The following is a 20505-nucleotide window of genomic DNA, read 5'->3' as shown; positions in this document are numbered from 1 at the left end:
GTCGGCGGGCCCGACGCGGTCGACAACCGATTTCCGGCCGACGACGAAGACGGCCGTGAAGGGAGCGTGGCGTGGCAGGGAACCTGACACGGGACGAGGCCAGGGAACGGGCCCGCATTCTCGGCGTGGACTCCTACGCCGTGGAGCTGGACCTGACCACCGGTGACGAGACCTTCCGGTCCACCACCGTCGTGCGCTTCTCCAGTTCGGAGCCGGGCGCGCGGACCTTCGTCGACCTGGCCGCGCCGAGAGTCAGCAGCGCCGTGCTCAACGGGCGCGAGCTGGACGTGGCAGAGCTGTTCGACGGCGAGCGGCTCACCCTCCCGGACCTTGCCGCCGAGAACGAGCTGACCGTCGTCGCCGACGCCGCCTACATGCGCACCGGCGAGGGCCTGCACCGGTTCGTGGACCCCGTCGACGACTCGGTGTACCTGTACAGCCAGTTCGAGACGGCCGACGCGCACCGCATGTTCACGTGCTTCGACCAGCCCGACCTCAAGTCCACGTTCGAGCTGACCGTGTACGCGCCGCCGTCGTGGGAGGTCGTCTCCAACAGCGCCCCCGACGTCGAGCGCGAGGCCTCGGGTGAGGAGCGGGTGCGCTGGCACTTCCCCGCCACCCAGGTGATGTCCACCTACATCACCGCGCTGATCGCGGGCCCCTACCACGTGGTGCGCGACGAGCACGACGGCATCCCGCTGGGCCTGTACTGCCGCGCCTCGCTCGCCGAGCACCTGGACTCCGACGCGCTGTTCGAGGTCACCAAGCAGGGCTTCGACTTCTTCCACGGCCTGTTCGACCTGCGCTACCCGTTCGGCAAGTACGACCAGCTGTTCGTGCCCGAGTTCAACGCGGGCGCCATGGAGAACGCCGGCGCGGTGACCTTCCTGGAGGACTACGTCTTCCGCTCCCGCGTCACCGACGCCCGCTACGAGCGCCGCGCCGAGACGATCCTGCACGAGATGGCGCACATGTGGTTCGGCGACCTCGTCACCATGCGCTGGTGGGACGACCTGTGGCTGAACGAGTCGTTCGCGACCTACGCGAGCGTGTACTGCCAGGTCAACGCCACTCAGTGGTCGGACGCCTGGACGACCTTCGCCAACGTGGAGAAGGCGTGGGCGCTGCGCCAGGACCAGCTGCCCTCCACGCACCCGATCGCCGCCGACATGGTCGACATCCAGGCGGTCGAGGTCAACTTCGACGGCATCACCTACGCCAAGGGCGCGTCGGTCCTCAAGCAGCTCGCCGCCTATGTGGGCGTGGACGCGTTCTTCGCGGGCGTGCGCGCCTACTTCAAGGAGAACGCGTTCGGCAACACCGAGCTGCGCGACCTCCTCAAGCACCTGGAGGCCGCGTCCGGCCGTGACCTGTCCGGTTGGTCGAAGGAGTGGCTGGAGACCACGGGCGTCAACACCATGCGCCCGGAGTTCGAGGTCGACGCGAACGGCGACTTCACGTCGTTCACGGTCCTCCAGGAGGCCGCCTCCGAGCACCCCACGCTGCGTTCGCACCGGCTGGCCGTCGGCCTGTACGACCGCACCGACGACGGCATCGTGCGCCGCGAGCGCGTGGAGCTGGACGTCAGCGGGGCCCGCACCGAGGTCGCCGAGCTGGTCGGCAGGGCCCAGCCCGACCTGGTGCTCATCAACGACGACGACCTCACCTTCACCAAGATCCGTCTGGACGAGCGCTCCCTGCGCACCGTGGTGGAGGGCGCGGGCGAGATCCGCGAGTCGCTGCCGCGCGCGCTGGCCTTCGGCGCGGCCTGGGACATGACCCGCGACGGTGAGATGGCCGCCCGGGACTACGTGGCACTGGTGACCTCCGGCATCAGCGGCGTCAACGACGTCACGGTGGCCCAGACCCTGCTCCGCCAGGCCTCGGGTGCGCTCTTCAACTACGCCGACCCGGCGTGGCGCCCGTTCGGGTTCGCGCTGCTGGCCGACCGTCTCAGCGAGCTGCTGTCGTCCGCCGAGCCCGGCGGCGACCTCCAGCTGGCCTACGTCAACGCCCTGGCGGACGCGGCCGTGACCGACGCCCACCTTTCCCTTCTGCGGGGGCTGCTGGACGGCGCGATCACCGTGGAGGGCCTGGAGGTCGACACCGACCTGCGCTGGACCCTGCTGCGCCGCCTGGTCGCCGCTGGAGCGGCGGGTGAGGCGGAGATCGCCGCCGAGCTGGTGGCCGACCCGACCGCCGCCGGTCAGCGCAACGCCGCTGGCGCCCGGGCCGCGATCCCCACCGCCGAGGCCAAGGAGACCGCCTGGGAGCGGATCGTGGGTGGGGACCTGGCCAACGCCGAGTTCCGCGCCACCCTGCTGGGCTTCACCGAGCCGCGCCAGGCGGACCTGTTCCGCCCCTATGTGGAGCGGTACTTCGCCCAGCTCGCACCGGCGTGGGAGAAGTGGACCGGTGAGTTCGCGCAGTCCTTCGCCGAACTGGTCTACCCGAGCCAGCTGGTGGAGGAGGCGACCCTGGAGCGCACCGACGCCTACGTCGCCGAGCACTCCCCCGCTCCGGCGCTGCACCGCCTGCTGATCGAGGGGCGGGCCGGGGTGGAGCGTGCCCTGCGCGCCCGCGCCAAGGACATCGCCACCGGTCAGGGCGGCTGACGGCCACGGTGTGAGTGATCGTGGGACGGCCCCGGGGAGATGCGCTCCTCGGGGCCGTCCCGTGTTCGGCTGCGGATCGCGTGTCCGGTGGCCGGTGCGTCCTAGAGGCCGCGGCCCTGGTGGCCGAGGGGCCCCAGGGTGCGTCGCACCCGGGCGACCATCCTGGGGTCGGCCAGCAGTTCGTCGACCAGGACCGGCTCGCCCTCGCCGCTGGTGAGCGGTATCCGCCAGTTCGGGTACTCGGTGCTGGTGCCCGGTTGGTTCTGCATGCGCCGCTCCCCCACCACGTCGGTGAGCGCCACCCCCAGCATCCGGGCCGGGGTCGCGGCCAGGTAGGCGTGCATCGCGGCGACCACGGAGGCCGGATCCCCCACGGGGTCGGCGTCCTCCTCCAGCAACCCCAGATACACCAGCAGGGCGCACCACTGGGCCACCCGGGCCTCGGAGGAGGCCCGTTCCTCGGCCACGGGCCGGTCGAGGAGTCCGAGGCGGTCGCGCAGTTCCACGTGCTCGGCGGACAGGTACGAGGAGACCGGCGGGAGGTCGTGGGTGGCCACGGTGGCCAGGCAGTCCCGGCGCCACCTGTCGGGCGCGAGCGGTTCTCCGTCCGCGTCGTTCTCGAACCACAGCACGGAGGTGCCGAGCACCCCGCGGTCGGAGAGGTGGTCGCGGACCCAGGGCTCGACGGTGCCCAGGTCCTCGCCGACGATCACCGCGTCCGCGCGCCGGGCCTCCAGAACCAGCGTGCCCACCGTGCCCTCGTGGTCGAAGCGCAGGTAGGTTCCCTGGTCGGCGGAGGCGCCCTCGGGCACGCACCACAGCCGGAACAGGCCCATGACGTGGTCCATCCGCAGGCCGCCCGCGTGCCTCAACCCCTGGGAGAGGATCTGGCGGAACGGGCCGTAGCCGAGCTGGGCCAGGCGGGTGGGGTTCCAGGGCGGCTGCCCCCAGTCCTGCCCGCGCCGGTTGAACTCGTCCGGTGGGGCACCCACGTGCAGTCCGTGGACGAGGGCGTCGCCGTACATCCACGCGTCCGCGCCGCCCGCCTGCACGCCGATGGCGAGGTCGTGGACGATCCCCACCTCCATGCCGCTGTCCAGGGCGCTTCCCTGCGCCTGGGCCAGCTGTTCGTCCAGGATCCACTGGAGCCAGCGGTGGAACTCCACGCGCGGCCACAGGTCCAGGGCCCGCCTGCCCACGGTGAGCGCGCCGACGTCGCGCAGTTCCGAGGGCCAGGTGCGGAAGTCGGAGCCGTGCTCCTCCGCGAGCGCCGACCACGTGGCGAACTCGACCAAGGGCTGGCCCTCGCGCTCCAGGTAGTGGCGCAGCGCCTCCTCGCGGCCGGGGGCGCGCGGCACCTGGAAGAGGATCTCCAGGGCGGTGAGCTTGGCCTCCCAGACGGCGTCGCGGTCGAGGAGGTCGGCGGTGCGGCCGCGTTCGCGCAGCGGCCGCGCCAGGCGCTGGATGCCCTCCCGCTGGGCGGGGTCCAGGCGCGCGTACTCGGGCACGTCCTCCACACGGACGTACAGCGGGCTGGCGTACCGGCGGCTGACCGGCAGGTACGGGGAGGGTTCCAGCGGTGTGACGGGTTCGGTGGCGTGCACCGGGTTGATCAGGGTGAAGTCGGCGCCGAGGTCCCGGGCGCTCCACTCGGCGAGTTCGGAGAGGTCACGCAGGTCCCCTGTGCCCCAGGAGGCCCGGGAGCGCACGCTGTAGACCTGAGCCATGAGTCCCCACAGGCGGGGGTTGTCGCGCAGCGCGGTGGATTCGATCCGGTCGGGGACGACCAGGATGGGGGCGTCGTGCTCGGTCCCCCTGTCGGTGACCCGCAGCGTGTGCACGCCCAGGGGCAGCCCGGGGTCGAACGGCAGCAGGGCGCCGTCCGAGGTCTCCACGGAGGCGCGGGCGCCCTCGGGCAGCGCCAGATCCGGCGCCTTGCCCTCGCGGACCACCACGGCGGGTGGCAGCAGGCCGTGCCCCGGCCCCGCGTCGGGATCGGTCGGGTCCACCCCCAGGGCGGACAGGACATGGCGGATCGTGTCCGGACTGACGGGCACCTGCCGGCCCCGCCAGTCCTCGTATGCGGTCGCGACCCCGTAGCGCTCGGCGACCCGGGTCAGCTGAACGTCCCTCACAGACACCGATCATGCCCCACGGTGGCGCGCGTACACCGCAGGACGGCCCGGCGTGGGGACAGAAGATGCTTCCCCTCGACCTTCCTGGGCCCCGGCTCGACCTCCCCTTTCCCCTGGCTTTCCCTGACCCCGTGCGCACCGGTGGGCGGTGGGGGAATCCTTTCGCGGAGCGCCCGGTGGGAGCGGCATAATCGAACACGTGCTCGCCAACTACCGACGGCTCTTCGCCGTGCCCCACGTCCTGTCCCTGTTGGTCTGGTCCCTCGCGGCCCGGTTCTACACACCGGGGTTGATGATCGCGGTCACCTTCCTCGTCCAGGGCTGGACCGGGTCCTACACCCTCGCGGGTCTGGTGGCGGGAGCGTTCACCCTGGGCATGGCGCTGGTGGGACCGTTGCGCGGGCGCATGGCCGACCGGGGCAACAGCGACCGTCTGGTGCTGGTGTGCGGCGTGGTGTTCACGGTCGGTCTGGCGACCCTGGCGCTGCTGCCCGCGTCCCTGTGGTGGGTGTCCATCCCCCTGGCCCTGGGCACCGGTCTCTTCGGCACCCCGGCCAACCAGATCGTGCGCGCGCTCTGGCCCCGGCTGACCACGGGTTCGGAGCGGCAGGCGATCTACGCGGCCGAGGCCACCACGCAGGAACTGATCTTCGTCTTCTCCCCGATCCTCACCGCCGGTGTGGTGGCGTTCGCTGGTCCGCGCTGGGCGCTGTTGCTCCTGGGGATTCTGGGACTGATGGGGGCCGTGGGGTTCGCCCTGGCCCTGCGCCGCGCGGGGGTGACCGGTCCGGCCGTACCGGACCGCGCCGCCGCCGTCCCGCAGGAGACTGCCAGCGTGCGGGACCGCCCCTCCACCCGGGTGAACCGGAGTCTGCTCTTCCACCCGGCGCTCTGCCTGCTGTTCGCGATGTGCGGGATGATCGTCTCCGGCGTGGTCGGCATGGACCTGGTCATCGTGGCCTGGGCCAACGAGCTGGGCGCGCCGCACTACGTGATGGTGCTGGCCTCGGTCTGGGCGCTGGGCTCCCTGGTGGGCGGCGCGGTGGCCGGTGCGCTCCGGGGCGCTCCGAGGCTGCCGCTGCGGGCCTTCGGGGCGGCGCTGGGCATCGCGGTGCTGGTCCCGTTCCTGCCGCCGGTCAGCCACCTGCCGACCCCGTTGCTGATCACCCCGCTGCTCTTCGTCTCGGGTCTCGCGCTGGCACCGACCCTGGCCGCCGCGATGGGTCGCCTGGGCGACACCGCCCCCGCCCATCGCAGAGCTGAGGCGTTCGGCTGGATGGCCACGGCCATGAGCATCGGCGCGGCGGTGGCGGGGCCGCTGACCGGTGCGCTGGTGGACACCAACGGGATCGCGGGCGGTGCGCTGGGCGCGGCCGTGCTGGTGCTGGTGTCCGCCGTCCTCAGCCTCTTCCTGCGCGGTGCGTCGGCGTCCACGGACCGCGAGGACGCGCGGGAGGCCGCCGACCCGGCGGAGGTGTCCGCCGTCCTCGACGCGAGCCCGGCCGCACCCGGCTCGGGCGCGACGCTGGTCTCGGCCGCCTCCACAGCGGCCGAGGCTGACGCCGTCGACTCCGAGGGCGTCAGTCCGTCCAGCCATCGGGAACCCGGTGCGCCCACGGACGGGCCCGCTCCAGCTGCGCCGACAGGGACAGCAGCGTCCCCTCACCGCCCATCCGACCCGTGAGCATGGAGCCGATCGGCAGACCGCTCGGAGACCAGTGCAGCGGGACGCTCACCGAGGGCTGCCCGGTCACGTTGTAGAGCGAGGTGAACGGGGTGAACTCGGTCATGAGCCGGAACTCCTCCTCCGGTCCGCCCGAGGTGAAGTGCCCGATCGGCACCGGCGGCTGGGCCAGCGTGGGGCTCAGGACGGCGTCGAAGCGATCCGTGACCGCGAGCATCGCGCGGGTGCCGCGCTGGAGGCGGGCGGTGGCCCCGACGTGTTCGGGGACGGTGGTCCGGCGGGCCCGTTCGCGGAGCCACCGGTAGATCGGGGTGAGCTCGTCCTCGCGGGCCGGGTCGACGGGCGTGGCCGAGGCGATGGCCGCCCACAGGTACGGGAAGTCGTCGGCGAAGGCCCCTCCGAAGGCGGACTCGAAGGGGTTGTCGATCTCCTCGACCTCGTGGCCCAGCTCCAGGAGCAGCCGCGTGGTCTCCTCGTGGGCGGCGAGCACGTCGGGGTGGACGGGGATACCCGTGGACCCGGTGTCGGAGTAGCGGGCCACGCGCAGCCGCCCGGGTTCGCGCCGGGCGTGGTCGGCGAAGGTCTCACCGGGGAGCAGGGGCGGGGCGGTGAAGAGGTCGCCGGGGAGGTTGACCGCCATGGCGTCCAGCATCAGGGCGGCGTCCAGGACGGAGCGGGTGATCGGTCCCGCCGTGGAGAGGCCGTTGAGGTCGGCGCGGTCGGGTCCGAGGGAGATGCGCCCGCGCGTGGGCTTGAGCCCGAACAGGCCGCAGACGCTCGCCGGGATGCGGATGGACCCGCCGCCGTCGCTGCCCTGGGCCACGGGCGCGAGACCGGCCGCCACGGCCGCGGCGGCGCCCCCGCTGGAGCCGCCCGGGGAGCGGGTGGTGTCCCAGGGGTTGCGGCTGGGCGGGGCGATGGCGTTCTCGGTGTGGCAGGTGGCGCCGAACTCGGGGGTGTTGGTCTTTCCGAGGAAGACCGCGCCCGCCTCGCGCAGCTGGGTGACCGTCGCCGAGTCGGTGGGTGCCACGAGGTCGGCGTACAGGCGTGAGCCGAAGGTGACGCGGACTCCGGCGATGGTGTCCAGGTCCTTGATGGGCACCGGGACACCGAGGAGTGGGGGCAGATCGTCCGGCGTGTCGCTCAGAACGCGTTTCTGCGCGTTCCGGGCCTGCTCCAGAGCCAATTCTTCTGTGACCGTAACGTAGGCGCCGTATCGGTCGTCCAACCTCCGAATTCGCTCGAGATAGTGCTCAGCGATCTCAACAGGCGACAGTTCACGACTGCGGACCAACGCGGCGAGTCGGTGCGCGGGAAGTTCATGAATTCTGGTCATGCCACCCGAGGTTAACCGGGTAGGGCAACGGGCACCACGCCGAAGAACGGTACTTCTCCAGAGAGGTGACGAAAGAGCAATCCTTCCCCGTTCCGACGCCCCGGACACGCTTGGGCGCCAGGACATCAGGGAAGAAAAGTGTGAGAAGTAATGCACTAGGACTCGGATATGGATGGAACTAACCTGTCCGTCGTGGAATCGGCAACCAGAGTGAACGGTCGTAGCTCATCCTCCGACGGGTCGGAGCCCGAACGACCCGAGACCCTCTTCTTCCCCAACCAACGCAAGGAAGGCGGGGCGGCGAACACCAGGGCCCTCTACGGGGCCCTGAAGTCGAACGACGCCGTCCGCCGCTGGATCTTCCGGAGCGTTCCGGCCGGGGCGGTGGCGGGCGCCTTCGGCATGCTCACCGGCGACTGGAGGGTCGGCGTCACCCTCGGTCTCGTCGTCCTGGTCGGGGTGATGGTCTGGAGCGCGCGTCGGGAGTCGGAGATCCCACGCTGGCGCAAGCCCTCGGCGGCCCAACGCCGCACCGAGGTCCAGCTCAAACTCATGAAGCAGCTCGGCTACCGCGTGCTCCACGCGCGCGCCGTCCCGGGCGGCAACGGGCAGATCGACCACTTCATCGTGGGTCGGCGCGGCGCGTTCGCCATCGACTCGGAGTCCTGGGACAAGCGTCTCCCGCTGCGCAACAAGCTGGAGAAGCTCTACCACGGCCGGTTCAGCAAGAACGAGCGCATCGACGAGGCCTTGGAGGAGGCCAAGCGCGCGGAGGAGCTCATCAGCAAGGAGCTCGGCCGCGACATCTCGGTGCGCGCCTCCCTGGCCATCTACGGCCCGGGCATGCCCTGGGACAGCCACCGGCTCCGGGGCGTGGACATCATCACCGGAACCAAGGTCCGCAAGTGGCTGCGCAGCGGACGCGACCGCCTCAGTGAGACCGAGATCGAGGAGATCTACCAGGCCGCCAGCAAGGCCCTGCCTCCCCGCTACTGACCCCGTCCCCCACCATCGCCTGCGGGCCCGGAACCGGCCACATCGTCGTGGTCTCCGGGCCTCTGGCGTGTCCGGGCCCGGGCCGGGCACCCCCCGGGGACACGGCGAACCGCGGCCCGGACCTCGGGAAATCTCACCATCCGGAACGAGCGTCTCCCCCGGCGAGACCGAACCTACCCCTGAGGGGGACTACCATCGTGGGGAAACACCCGTATCGATGGGAGTCCACCCCATGCCAGCCCTACGCTCACGCACGGTCACCCACGGCAGGAACATGGCAGGTGCCCGCGCCCTCATGCGCGCCACCGGCGTGGAGCGCGAGGACTTCGGCAAGCCCATCGTGGCCGTGGCCAACAGCTTCACGGAGTTCGTGCCCGGACACGTGCACCTGCGCGAGGTCGCCGAGGTCGTCGCCAACGCCATCCGCCAGGCGGGCGGCGTGCCCCGCGAGTTCAACTCCATCGCCGTCGACGACGGCATCGCGATGGGCCACGGCGGCATGCTCTACTCGCTGCCCAGCCGCGAGCTGATCGCCGACTCGCTCGAGTACATGGTCAACGCCCACTGCGCCGACGCCCTGGTGTGCGTGTCCAACTGCGACAAGATCACCCCGGGCATGCTGCTCGCCGCGATGCGCCTGAACATCCCCACCGTGTTCGTCTCCGGCGGTCCCATGGAGGCCGGGAAGGTCACGGTGGTCGACGGCACCGCCACCACGGTCCGCAAGCTCGACCTCATCAACCCCATGATCGCGGCGGCGGACGAGAGCGTCTCCCAGGCCGAGCTCGACGAGATGGAGGAGAACGCCTGCCCCACCTGCGGCTCGTGCTCGGGCATGTTCACCGCCAACTCGATGAACTGCCTCACCGAGGCCCTGGGGCTGGCCCTGCCCGGCAACGGCACGGTCCTGGCCACCCACACCGCGCGCAAGGCCCTCTACGAGGACGCCGGGCGCCTGGTCGTCGAGGCCGCCCAGCGCTACTACCGCGACGACGACGACTCCGTGCTGCCGCTGTCCATCGCCACCCCCGCGGCCTTCGGCAACGCCATGGCGCTGGACGTGGCCATGGGCGGCTCCACCAACACGATCCTGCACCTGCTGGCCACCGCCACCGAGGCCGGAGTGGACTTCGGGCTGCCCGAGATCGACGCCGTCTCCCGCCGCGTCCCCTGCCTGTGCAAGGTCGCGCCGAACACCGAGAAGTACCACATCGAGGACGTCCACCGGGCGGGCGGCATTCCCGCCATCCTGGGCGAGCTGGCCCGGGGCGGCCTGCTCGACACCTCGCTGCCCACCGTGCACGGAAAGACCGTGGGCGAGTTCCTCGCCGAGTGGGACATCGTCTCGGAGACGGTGCTGCCCGAGGCCGTGGAGCTGTTCCACGCCGCCCCCGGCGGTGTGCGCACCACCAAGGCCTACTCCCAGAGCGTCCGCTGGGACACGCTGGACGCCGACCGAGAGAAGGGCTGCATCCGCTCCGCGGAGCACGCCTACACCAAGGACGGCGGCCTGGCCGTGCTGTTCGGCAACCTCGCCCCGGACGGCGCGATCGTCAAGACCGCCGGTGTGGAGGAGGAGCTGTGGACCTTCTCCGGGCCCGCGAAGGTGTTCGAGTCGCAGGAGGACGCCGTGGACGGCATCCTCAACAAGCAGATCGAGCCCGGTGACGTGGTGGTCATCCGTTACGAGGGCCCCAAGGGCGGCCCCGGGATGCAGGAGATGCTGTACCCGACGAGCTTCCTCAAGGGCCGCGGCCTGGGCAAGGCCTGCGCGCTCATCACCGACGGCCGCTTCTCCGGCGGTACCTCGGGGCTGTCCATCGGGCACGCCTCCCCCGAGGCTGCCGCGGGCGGCGACATCGCCCTGGTCGAGGACGGCGACACCATCAGCATCGACATCCCGAACCGGGGCATCGTGCTGGAGGTCGGCGAGGACGAGCTGAACACACGCAGGGAGCGTCTGCTCAAGGAGCTGGGCCGGTTCCAGCCGCGCGACCGCCAGCGCCCGGTGACCGCCGCGCTGCGCGCCTACGCGGCGATGGCCACCTCGGCCTCCACCGGCGCTGCGCGCGACGTCACCCAGATCGAGAGGTAGGGCGGCCTCAGCCGCAGCAGCCGCCCCCGCAGCAGCCTCCCCCACCGGAGGACGCGGGGGCGGCGGCGCGCCCGCCCACCGCCACGGTGGACAGCAGGCGCACGGTGTCGTCGTGGCCCCGGGGGCAGTCGGCGGGGGCGTCGGACTCGGCCATGGGGCGGGAGAGCTCGAAGGTGTCGCCGCACTCGCGGCAGCGGAAGTCGTATCGGGGCATGCCCCAAGGATAGGCCGGGCCGGGGTCGGCCTCCAGCCCCTCCCCCGTCCCTGTTGACGGGGGCGCCCCCGGCGAGTCGACGGGGTCGAGTCACCGGGGGCGCTGTCTGGGCCGGGTGGGACGCCCGGTTCCGACCCTTGCTGCCGCCTAGGCGGCCAGATGTGCCATGTACGGTTCCCACTGGGGGTCGCCGTGCAGGTCACCGTTGATCAACCGCCAGTGGGGGCCCTTGGGCACCTTGGGGGTGATGTGCAGTTCCCAGCCGATCTCGTCCAGGAACTTGTCCGCCTTCCGGTGGTTGCACGGCTTGCATGCCGCCACCACGTTCTCCCACACGTGCGCGCCACCGCGGCTCCGGGGGATGACGTGGTCGATCGTCTCCGCCTTCTTTCCGCAGTAACCGCAGATGTGCCGGTCCCGCCGCATGAGCGCCACCCGGGTGAGGGGCACCCTCCGGCTGTAGGGGACGCTGATGTAGCGCCGAAGCCTGATCACCGACGGTACGTCGTAGGAGCGCGTCGCCGAGTGCAGCACCGCCCCCGCGCCGTCATCGTGAACGACCTCCGCCTTCTCGCGCAGAACGAGCAGGATCGCTCTGCGCAGGGGCAGCGTCGTCAGTGGTTCAAAGCTGGCGTTGAGCAGCAGCACGTGGCGGCGGGCGGTTCCTGGACCACCCTCCCGGCTGCGTCGGGCGCTCATCGCGTCGCCCCGACGGCCGCGTGCGACCGCCGTGTCTCTTCCCCGGCCAGCCGATCAGCCAGCCAGGTGACCTCCCTGTGCACCGACCCGAGGATCGGTGTCTCCGTACGCCTTGCCACACGGACCTCCCGGTGGTTCCCGCCGAGTTGCGTCCCGCATTCAGTTTGCTTGTTCGGACCGCTCCGGCGCCACCCCAATTTACGTCGGGCCGCCCAGAAAACGCCCGTTGTCGCTTTCTGGAAACCATTCTGCGTCCCGGTGACCCGGATTCATCCTCCCGCCGCGCCGAACACACACAGTGAGATAACGGTGGATAGGGTGCGAAGTATGCGCGAACTCCGCTATCCCCCGGCCACTCGGCTGGACATCAACGAGACCCTCCACGGCCACACCGTCCGCGACCCCTACCGGTGGCTGGAGGACGCCGACTCCACGGACACCAAGGCGTGGGCCGACGCCCAGGACGACCTGTACGAGAAGCTGTCGAGCGACTACGTGACCCGCGACTGGTTCGCGGATCAGGTGCGCTCACTCATGGGCGCGGGGCACGAGGGCACGCCGCTCTGGCGCGGCGACCGGCGCTTCGTCACCCGGCGTGCCCCCGGCCAGGAGCACGCGGTACTCCACGTGCGGGACGGTGACGGCCCCGAACGCGTCCTGATCGACCCCGGTGCCCTCGACCCCTCCGGCCTGACCACCCTCGACGCGTGGCGCCCCTCCCCCGACGGCCGCCTCCTCGCCTACCAGCTCTCCGAGGGCGGCAACGAGGAGTCGTCGCTGCGCGTCGTCGACGTCGACTCCGGCGAACTCGTCGACGGACCCATCGACCGCACCCGTTACAGTCCCGTGGCCTGGCTGCCGGACGCGTCGGCCTTCTACTACGTGCGACGCCTTCCCCCGGAGGACGTGCCCGAGGAGGAGACCTCCTACCACCGCCGCGTCTACCTGCACCGGCTGGGCACACCCGACGACCAGGACGCCCTCGTCTTCGGCCAGGGCCGGGAGAAGACCGAGTACTTCGGGGTCGAGGTGAGCCGGGACGGGCGCTGGCTGGTCCTGACCTCCGTCCGGGGCACCTCGTCCGCGACCAACGCCTGGATCGCGGACCTGGAGGAGGGTCCGCTGGAGAGCCCCCGTCTGGTCACCATCCAGGAGGGCGTCGACTCCGACCTGCACCCCGGGATGGGCCGGGACGGCCGCCTGTACCTGTTCACGGACCGTGAGGCCCCGCGCGGGCGCCTGTGCGTCGCCGACCCGGCCGCACCGGGCTACGAGAACTGGGCCACGCTGATCCCCGAGGACCCGGAGGCGGTCCTGGAGGGCCACTCCCTCCTGGGCTGGGACGGGAACGGCACCCCCGAGATCCTGGCCGTGTGGAGCCGGCACGCCGTCAGCGAGATCACCCGGCACGACCCGGAGACCGGGGAACGCCTCGGATCCCTGCCCATGCCCGGTCTGGGCAGCCTCGCCGGGCTGAGCACCCGGCCCGAGGGCGGGCACGAGGCGTGGTTCGGGTACACCGACAACACCCACCCCTCGTCGGTGTACCACTACGACGCGCGGAGCGGGGAGGTGACGCCGTGGGCCAGCTTCCCTGGCGAGATCGACCTGCCCGAGGTCCGGACCGAACAGGTCGCGTTCACCTCCAAGGACGGCACCACCGTCCGCATGCTGGTGGTCTCCCCCGTGGAGCCCGCCGACGGTCCGAGGCCGACCATCCTCTACGGGTACGGCGGATTCCAGATCTCCCTCACTCCGGGCTACTCGGCCGCGATCCTGGCGTGGGTGCGCGCCGGGGGCGTGTACGCCGTCGCCAACCTGCGCGGCGGTCTGGAGGAGGGTGAGGAGTGGCACCGAGGTGGCATGCTCGCCAACAAGCAGAACGTGTTCGACGACTGCGCGGCGGCCGCCGAACACCTGATCAGCAGCGGAATCACCACTCCGGAGCGGCTCGCCGTCATGGGCGGCAGCAACGGGGGGCTGCTGGTGGGCTCGATGGTCACCCAGCGCCCGGACCTGTTCTCGGCCGCCGTGTGCTCGGCTCCACTGCTGGACATGGTGCGCTACGAGAGGTTCGGCCTGGGCCAGCTGTGGAACGTGGAGTTTGGCAGTGCGGAGGACCCCGAGCAGCTGGGCTGGCTGCTGGGCTACTCGCCGTACCACAACGTGCGTGAGGGCACCCGGTACCCGGCCACCCTGTTCACGGTGTTCGACAACGACACCCGGGTGGACCCGATGCACGCGCGCAAACTGTGCGCGCGGATGCAGGCGGCCACCTCCGCGCCAGTGGAGGAGAAGCCGATCCTCGTGCGCCGTGAGGCAGAGGTCGGGCACAGCTCCCGGTCGGTGAGCCGGAGCACGGCCCTGACGGCCGACCAGCTCGCCTTCCTCGCCCACCACCTGGGGCTCTCGACGCCCTGACCTCGGCTGCCCTCCCCCGGTGAGGAGAGCAAGGACACAGGGGGAGGGCCGCCCGCGCCGGGGTTCACCCAGGTGGTCTTTGGGAGAATCGTCGGAGTCGGGCGCGTCCCGCACCACGTGGTGCGGGGCGCGCCCACCCCGCGGAGAGGATGCAGGACGTGACACAGACCGAGGCCGAGAACACCGCGACCACCGGACCCCAGCGGTACGTTCACCTGGCCCAGGTGCGCTACGCCGACCTTGACCCGCAGCAGCACGTGAACAACGTCCGGATGCTGACCTACCTGGAGGACGCCCGCGTCGGCTTCCTCCACTTCGGGGCGGGTGGGGAGGGCCCCGAGGGGTTCGGCGCGACGGTGGTGGCCCGCCAGGAGGCCGACTACGTCGCCCCGCTGCTGCCCAGGATCGAGCCGGTGCGCGTGGAGCTGTGGGTGTCCGGGGTGCGCAACGCCAGCTTCACCATGGACTACGAGATCCTCGACGACGACCGCGTGTACCTGCGTGCCAGGACGGTCCTGGTCGGCTTCGACGTGGCGACGCAGAGCGCCCGGCGCCTCAATGACGCCGAGCGCTCGCTCCTGCACAGGTTCTCCTGAGGGTGCGGGTCACCGCTTCAGGGAGATGGTGACGGCCTCGCCGTCGTCATCGTCACCCGCGCCCCCGGTGTCACGCCGCACCTTGCCGTCGCCGCCCACACGCAGTGAGGTCGGCTTGACCACCGCGGGTGGGGTGGCGTCCTCGGCGACGTTCACCATGCTGTGCGCGGCCATCACCATGTACTCCCAGAGTTGGCGCTCGAGGGCCTCGTGGAGGTCCAGGGAGTCCACGGCGTCACGCATGTGCCTGAGCCACAGGTCCCGCTCGGCGGCGCCGATTCGGAACGGCACGTGGCGCATGCGCAGGCGAGGGTGGCCTCGCTGCTCGTTGTAGGTGCGGGGGCCGCCCCAGTACTGGATCAGGAACAGCCGCAGCCGCTCCTCGGCGGGTCCCAGGTCCTCCTCGGGGTACATGGGCCGCAGCACGGGGTCGTCGGCGACGCCCTCGTAGAAACGGCGGACCAGGCGGGTGAAGGTCTCCTCACCGCCCACGGCCTCGTAGAACGTCATTCGCACGGGCTCTTCGCCCGCGCCCTGGTGGTCATCGCGCGCGGAAGTCATCGCCCCCAGGGTATGCCACGTTCACGCCCCCTCCCCGAGACCGTCCACAAGGGGAGTGACCGGCCCCCTCGGGCACGCGGAAGGCCCCGCCCTCCGGAGGTCTCCGGAGGGCGGGGCCTGACGACGAAACCGTGACTAGTCGCGGGTGAGCTTGCGGTGGGTGACCGCGTGGGGGCGCGCGGCCTCCGGGCCAAGGCGCTCGACCTTGTTCTTCTCGTAGGACTCGAAGTTGCCCTCGAACCAGTACCAGGAGGAGCCGCCCTCCCAGGCCAGGATGTGCGTGGCGACGCGGTCCAGGAACCACCGGTCGTGGGAGGTGATCACGGCGCAGCCCGGGAAGTCCAGGATGGCGTTCTCCAGCGAACCGAGGGTCTCGACGTCCAGGTCGTTGGTGGGCTCGTCCAGGAGCAGCAGGTTGCCGCCCTGCTTGAGGGTGAGCGCCAGGTTGACCCGGTTGCGCTCACCACCGGAGAGCACACCGGAGGACTTCTGCTGGTCCGAGCCCTTGAAACCGAAGGCGGCGACGTAGGCGCGGCTGGGGATCTCGACCTTGCCCACGGTGATGAAGGACTCGCCGTCGGAGATGGTCTCCCAGACGTTCTTGGAGTCGTCGATCCGACCCCGGTACTGGTCGACGTAGGAGGTCTCGACGGTCTCGCCGACGGTGATCTTGCCCTGGTCGGGGGCCTCCTCACCGACGATCATCTTGAACAGCGTCGTCTTGCCGACACCGTTCGGACCGATGATGCCCACGATGCCGTTGGGCGGGAGCGAGAAGCTGAGGTCCTCGATGAGCACCCGGTCCTCGAAGCCCTTGGTGAGGTTCTTGACCTCGACCACGGTGTTGCCCAGACGCGGACCCGGCGGGATCTGGATCTCCTCGAAGTCCAGCTTGCGGGTCTTGTCGGCCTCCGCGGCCATCTCCTCGTAGCGTGCCAGACGGGACTTGCTCTTGGTCTGGCGGGCCTTGGCGTTGGAGCGGACCCACTCCAGCTCGTCCTTGAGGCGCTTGGCCTTCTTGACGTCCTTTTGCCCCTCGACCTTGAGACGGGCCTGCTTGGTCTCGAGGTAGGTGCTGTAGTTGCCCTCGTAGGGATAGAACTGGCCGCGGTCCAGCTCCAGGATCCACGTGGCGACGTGGTCGAGGAAGTACCTGTCGTGTGTGATCGCGATGACGGTGCCCGCGTACTTGGACAGGTGCTGCTCCAACCAGTTCACGCTCTCGGCGTCCAGGTGGTTGGTGGGCTCGTCCAGCAGCAGGAGGTCGGGGGCCTCAAGCAGCAGCTTGCAGAGCGCCACGCGGCGCTTCTCGCCACCGGACAGCTGGGTGACGGAGGCGTCACCGGGCGGGCATCGCAGGGCGTCCATGGCCTGCGCGAGCTGGCTGTCCAGGTCCCAGGCGTTGCGGTGGTCGAGCTGCTCCTGGAGCTTGCCCATCTCCTCGAGCAGGTCGTCGGAGTAGTCCGTCGCCATCTGCTCGGCGATCTCGTTGAAGCGGTTCAGCATCGCCTTGGTCTCGGCGACGCCGTCCTCGACGTTCTCCAGGACCGTCTTGCTCTCGTCGAGGCGCGGTTCCTGGGCGAGCAGACCCACGGTGAACCCGGGCATGAGCCGCGCCTCACCGTTGGACGGCTGCTCGATGCCGGCCATGATCTTCAACAGCGTTGACTTACCCGAACCGTTCGGGCCAACGACACCGATCTTGGCTCCGGGCAGGAACGACCCCGAAACGTTGTCAAGGACGACCTTGTCGCCGTGCGCCTTGCGCACGTTTTGCATGGTGTAGATGTACTCCGGCATGCCTCCAAGCCTAGGGCGTCCCGGCCGGTGCCCCCGCCATCGCGGGGCGATCGGGGCGAAGGAACGTACCGCGTGCGGACCGCCGTGGTGGAGGTCCCCGGCCTGCGCGGCTGCGAGGGTTGCCCCCGCGTTCCTTCGCCAGGAACCACACCGCTCACGTGATCACGCACGATGCCGTGGGAGTGGGTGATTGAGCCGAACGGAACCAACCCGGGGGCTCCGAAGGCCTCCGTGGCCACTCGTGCGCTCTCTCGGTGTCCGGTTCCCCGCCGTCCCCGTCCGTGACGCGGGCGGCCAGGAAACCGCGCCAACGACTGGCGGGCAGGCCCACCTTCAGTGCGCGGCCCATGAGCACCGCCATCGCGTACCCCGGCTCCGCCTCCAGAGCAACGTCGACCGCCGCGCGAGCCAGGTCGAGGTCTTCGTGCTGCCAGGCGGCCACGGCCAGCAGGGCGGCCGGTGCCGGGAGCAGGTGCTCCGGCAGGTGGCGGACCAGGCGGGACCAGAGCCGGACGTGGAGTTTCGCGGACTCCGGCGTGATGCGGGTCCACACCGCGTCCCGTACCCGGACGCGGGTCAGGTGGACGCCCAGCCGGGCGAGGACCGCCGGGTCGGTCACCCGTCGCAGTGCCTCCTCCGCCAGGGTCTCCAGCACCTCGGCGGTGCGGCCTTCCACGTGCCGGGCCCCCTCCTGCGGCGCCGCCTCCTCGGCGGCGACCGCGTCGGCCACCGCGGCCCTCGAAGGACCGGGTGCTGGCTCCAGCAGGAACCCGGTCCGCGTGGAGGGAGGCCGCCCTACCGGCACCAGCCCGCGCACCACCGCTCCGGCCGGGACCGGGGACGCGTTCACGTCGAAGCGCCTTCCCTCGGCTGGGCAGCAGTCGGGGTCGTGGCACAGGTAGGACCAGTAGCGGTCGCCGTTCACCCGCAGGGCCTCCAGGACGAGGAGTCCCCGGGCGCGGGCCTCACTCAGGAGCGCGCGCACGTGGGGGGTGACCCGCGCCGAGTGACCGAAACCGGCCACCAGCAGTGCGCTGCCGTCCTCTGCGAGGGCGGCGTCCACGGCGGCCCGACCGCTGCGGTCCGGGGTGAGGACGTGGTCCAGGTGGTCGAGCCCGCCGTACAGGACCCCGAGAACGCTGTCCTGCCTGAGAACCAACGCGACCACCGCGTCGTCCAGGGGTTGGTTCACCAGGTAGGGCAGGGCGGCGAGCAGGTCCGTCGGGGAACGCAGGCGCAGGGGTGCGGGGGTGGAAGAGGAGGTGGGAGCGGGGTCGTCGGGTCCGGAGGAAGGGTCGTGCTGTTCACCGGGCATGCTTCAACGTTCGGTCACCGGGGGTGACGGCGCAACCGGTCGGCGCTGATCTGTGGACAACTGCCCCAGGCGCCTTCCCTTCCGCTGGTCAGCGGGTCAGGAAGGCTCTCCGGGGCTGTTGGCGGGGTCCGTGACCTGCCCCTCTCTGGGGCCGGGGATCTGCCCCGTCACCTCGGGTCGCCCGGCGGGCAGGCACACGCGGTCGCGGCCGGTCTCCTTCGCCCGGTAGAGCGCGAGGTCGGCCGCGGTCAGCAGTTCGACGAGGTCGTTGCCGTGGTCACCGGCGACGGCCACCCCGATGGAGATGGTGATGGAGACCTGGACGTCCTCCACCGCGATCTCCATCCGCCCCACCTGGGAGCGCAGCCGCTCGGCCGCCTGCCAGGCCTCGGTGGCGTCGGCCCCGGGCAGCAGGACGACGAACTCCTCGCCGCCGAACCGTCCGAGCAGGTCCGACTGGCGCAGCTGTTGGGCGATGGTCGTCGCGACACCCAGCAGGACCTGGTCGCCGAAAAGGTGACCGTAACTGTCGTTCACCCGCTTGAAGTGGTCGATGTCCACGATGAGCACGGCCGCCCGGCCCCGCGTGGTGCGGGCCCGGTTGATCTCGGCGGCCGCCTCCTGTTCCCAGGTGGGGGCGTTGAGCAGGCCGGTCTTCGGGTCGGTCCGCGCGGCGGTCTGAAGCTGCTGGTAGACCAGGCTGCGCTGGAGCAGGAGAACCGGCGGAACCGCGATGACCAGGAGGAACATCGACAACTGGGCGAGGATCGCGACGGTCACCCCGACACATAACTCGGCGGAGTCCACCAGGAACGCCTCCCGGTCCCACATGGTCCGCACGCTGCCCGATCCGCCGCTGAGCCTGGTACCCAGGAACACCAGGAACGTGTTCATGACGGTGAAACCGGCGCAGCAGGCCAGGGCCAGGCTCACGCCGCTGAGCGAGAGCAGGGACTCGTGCGCGTTCGGGGAGCCGCTGATCCCGGCCAGCAGGCCGCCCTGCGCGCCGTGCCAGACCACCGAGGCGAAGAAGCCGGAGACGCCGATCGCGGCGGCGTTGAACACGCGACGGTGCGGCAGGGTGCGCCTGCTCCGGCGCTGGAGCAGGAGGTAGACGGGGACGGGGATGAGGAGCGAGTACACCGGGGGCAGGAGGAGCATCGCGGGGAACCACCAGGCTCCCAGGAGGTCGCGGGTGATCCCGGCGGGCAGGTCGATGCGGCGGATCGCCTCGACGCACACCACTGCGGAGATCACCAGGGCGAGCAGCAGTGAGAGGTCGGAAACGGTGGGAACCGTCTGCGCCGCCGCCACCCCGAACAGGAACAACGCGACGAAGACCAACAGGATCAGGTAGACGACCAGCCCCAGGGGCTGCTGGAAGATCGGCCAGGACCGGCGCTCCCCAAGGGGGGCGCCCTCGGTTGCCATCGGTTTCTCAGAGATGCTCACCGCTCCCTCCTCCCTCCCAGTGTCACCTTCTGTCTCCGGACCCCCGCACTCGACTCTGATGCGCCCACCGCCTCTCACGGTTCTCCCTTCGACGAACCGGACTCGCCCCGCGTTCCCTCACGGTGCCACTCGGTGACCGGGTGGGTGCCACGTCCTCCCTGGTAGGCGACTGGGGAGTACGCCCCTACCACTTTACATTACTTTGGGTAATAACTTAATCGCCGATTGTATGTGACCCGCAGGTTGAGGCTACCTTAGTGGTCACCCTGTGTTCCAGGGGGGTTGGTTAGCGTCACGATCTAGGGCATCCTGCCAGAGGGCATCGCCGGTTTCGGCCAGAAGCTGGCCGGTCCGTCTCTGTCGCTGTCTGTCCGCCGTGCCGACCGCCCGATGATCCAGCAGCACTCACTCGAATCGAAGGAGCATCACATGGCCAAGAAGGTCGTTCACTGGCTGTAAGTCCCCCTCATTGACACACGACGGGGACGGGCGGCCCATGCCGCCCGTCCCCGTTCTCGGAGGGCCGGTCGGGGTTCGCCCCCGACCCGCCCACCTTTGTACAACCGCCCCCGTCCCCCCCCCATCC

The 20505-nt window shown here is 70.8% G+C and carries 14 protein-coding genes; 6 read left to right on the top strand and 8 right to left on the bottom strand.

All coding sequences use genetic code 11. The annotated features are described in order from the left end of the window. The first annotated feature begins 71 nt into the window (after positions 1–71). A complete protein-coding gene (gene pepN, locus KBX21_RS04170; RefSeq protein ID WP_210841040.1) occupies positions 72–2615 on the top strand; it encodes an aminopeptidase N in 2544 nt (847 codons plus the stop codon). 101 nt (positions 2616–2716) lie between these two features. Here the strand turns inward: pepN and malQ are convergent, their stop codons facing one another. Next, a complete protein-coding gene (gene malQ / locus KBX21_RS04165; protein ID WP_210841039.1) occupies positions 2717–4750 on the bottom strand; it encodes a 4-alpha-glucanotransferase in 2034 nt (677 codons plus the stop codon). Between the two features lie 199 nt (positions 4751–4949). On the opposite strand from malQ, the gene KBX21_RS04160 reads away from it, so the two are divergent. Continuing rightward, a complete protein-coding gene (locus KBX21_RS04160) occupies positions 4950–6434 on the top strand; it encodes an MFS transporter (RefSeq protein WP_082206231.1) in 1485 nt (494 codons plus the stop codon). Here KBX21_RS04160 and KBX21_RS04155 read toward each other — a convergent pair. Beyond that, positions 6331–7770: an amidase gene (locus KBX21_RS04155; RefSeq protein ID WP_210841038.1), complete on the bottom strand. Its 1440-nt coding sequence runs from the start codon at positions 7768–7770 to the stop codon at positions 6331–6333. The two genes, KBX21_RS04160 and KBX21_RS04155, sit on opposite strands and share 104 nt — an antisense overlap. Before the next feature lie 210 nt (positions 7771–7980). Between KBX21_RS04155 and KBX21_RS04150 the strand changes: the two genes are divergently transcribed. Both KBX21_RS04150 and ilvD read left to right on the top strand, forming a co-directional pair. Further along, the gene (locus KBX21_RS04150) at positions 7981–8766 is read left to right on the top strand and encodes a nuclease-related domain-containing protein (RefSeq protein WP_049566002.1); all 786 of its coding nucleotides are present in this window, start codon (positions 7981–7983) and stop codon (positions 8764–8766) included. A gap of 232 nt (positions 8767–8998) precedes the next feature. Continuing rightward, positions 8999–10861: a dihydroxy-acid dehydratase gene (gene ilvD / locus KBX21_RS04145; RefSeq protein ID WP_082206233.1), complete on the top strand. Its 1863-nt coding sequence runs from the start codon at positions 8999–9001 to the stop codon at positions 10859–10861. A gap of 7 nt (positions 10862–10868) precedes the next feature. Here ilvD and KBX21_RS04140 read toward each other — a convergent pair whose 3' ends face one another. After that, positions 10869–11075 (bottom strand): zinc ribbon domain-containing protein, encoded by a 207-nt coding sequence (locus tag KBX21_RS04140; protein ID WP_026129369.1) that lies wholly within the window; start codon positions 11073–11075, stop codon positions 10869–10871. 147 nt (positions 11076–11222) lie between these two features. After that, positions 11223–11723 carry an HNH endonuclease gene (locus KBX21_RS04135; RefSeq protein ID WP_017545170.1) on the bottom strand — a complete coding sequence of 167 codons (501 nt, stop codon included), beginning with the start codon at positions 11721–11723 and terminating at the stop codon, positions 11223–11225. A 378-nt stretch (positions 11724–12101) separates the two neighbouring features. Here KBX21_RS04135 and KBX21_RS04130 point away from each other — a divergent pair, with 378 nt between their 5' ends. Together KBX21_RS04130 and KBX21_RS04125 are read left to right on the top strand one after the other, a co-directional pair. Beyond that, positions 12102–14195, top strand: a complete 2094-nt coding sequence (locus KBX21_RS04130; RefSeq protein ID WP_049566010.1) for a prolyl oligopeptidase family protein — start codon at positions 12102–12104, stop codon at positions 14193–14195. Positions 14196–14353: 158 nt separating this feature from the next. Next, entirely contained in the window at positions 14354–14791 is a 438-nt protein-coding gene (locus tag KBX21_RS04125) for a thioesterase family protein (RefSeq protein WP_049566069.1), read from the top strand. A gap of 9 nt (positions 14792–14800) precedes the next feature. Here the strand turns inward: KBX21_RS04125 and KBX21_RS04120 are convergent, their stop codons facing one another. From KBX21_RS04120 to KBX21_RS04105, 4 genes are all read right to left on the bottom strand, one after another. Beyond that, a complete protein-coding gene (locus KBX21_RS04120; protein WP_234003811.1) occupies positions 14801–15352 on the bottom strand; it encodes a globin in 552 nt (183 codons plus the stop codon). A gap of 135 nt (positions 15353–15487) precedes the next feature. Continuing rightward, entirely contained in the window at positions 15488–17152 is a 1665-nt protein-coding gene (ettA, locus tag KBX21_RS04115; protein WP_049566021.1) for an energy-dependent translational throttle protein EttA, read from the bottom strand. Between the two features lie 154 nt (positions 17153–17306). Next, the gene (locus tag KBX21_RS04110; RefSeq protein ID WP_210841037.1) at positions 17307–18467 is read right to left on the bottom strand and encodes a DUF4192 domain-containing protein; all 1161 of its coding nucleotides are present in this window, start codon (positions 18465–18467) and stop codon (positions 17307–17309) included. A gap of 96 nt (positions 18468–18563) precedes the next feature. After that, complete coding sequence (locus KBX21_RS04105; protein ID WP_210841036.1) at positions 18564–19919, bottom strand: GGDEF domain-containing protein; 1356 nt, start codon at positions 19917–19919, stop codon at positions 18564–18566. Positions 19920–20505 lie beyond the last annotated feature (586 nt).

It is taken from the genome of Nocardiopsis sp. B62 (assembly GCF_018070675.1).
Classification (GTDB): Bacteria; Actinomycetota; Actinomycetes; order Streptosporangiales; family Streptosporangiaceae; genus Nocardiopsis; species Nocardiopsis prasina.
This window is presented reverse-complemented; position numbering and strand designations above follow the sequence as displayed.

What these genes read in the sequence shown, in the direction of transcription:
- ilvD (WP_082206233.1), top strand. Translation starts at nt 8,999, where the DNA reads ATGCCAGCCCTACGCTCACGCACGGTCACCCACGGCAGGAACATGGCA.
- KBX21_RS04120 (WP_234003811.1), bottom strand. Translation starts at nt 15,352, where the DNA reads ATGACTTCCGCGCGCGATGACCACCAGGGCGCGGGCGAAGAGCCCGTG.
- ettA (WP_049566021.1), bottom strand. Translation starts at nt 17,152, where the DNA reads ATGCCGGAGTACATCTACACCATGCAAAACGTGCGCAAGGCGCACGGC.
- KBX21_RS04140 (WP_026129369.1), bottom strand. Translation starts at nt 11,075, where the DNA reads ATGCCCCGATACGACTTCCGCTGCCGCGAGTGCGGCGACACCTTCGAG.
- KBX21_RS04130 (WP_049566010.1), top strand. Translation starts at nt 12,102, where the DNA reads ATGCGCGAACTCCGCTATCCCCCGGCCACTCGGCTGGACATCAACGAG.
- KBX21_RS04155 (WP_210841038.1), bottom strand. Translation starts at nt 7,770, where the DNA reads ATGACCAGAATTCATGAACTTCCCGCGCACCGACTCGCCGCGTTGGTC.
- KBX21_RS04110 (WP_210841037.1), bottom strand. Translation starts at nt 18,467, where the DNA reads ATGCCCGGTGAACAGCACGACCCTTCCTCCGGACCCGACGACCCCGCT.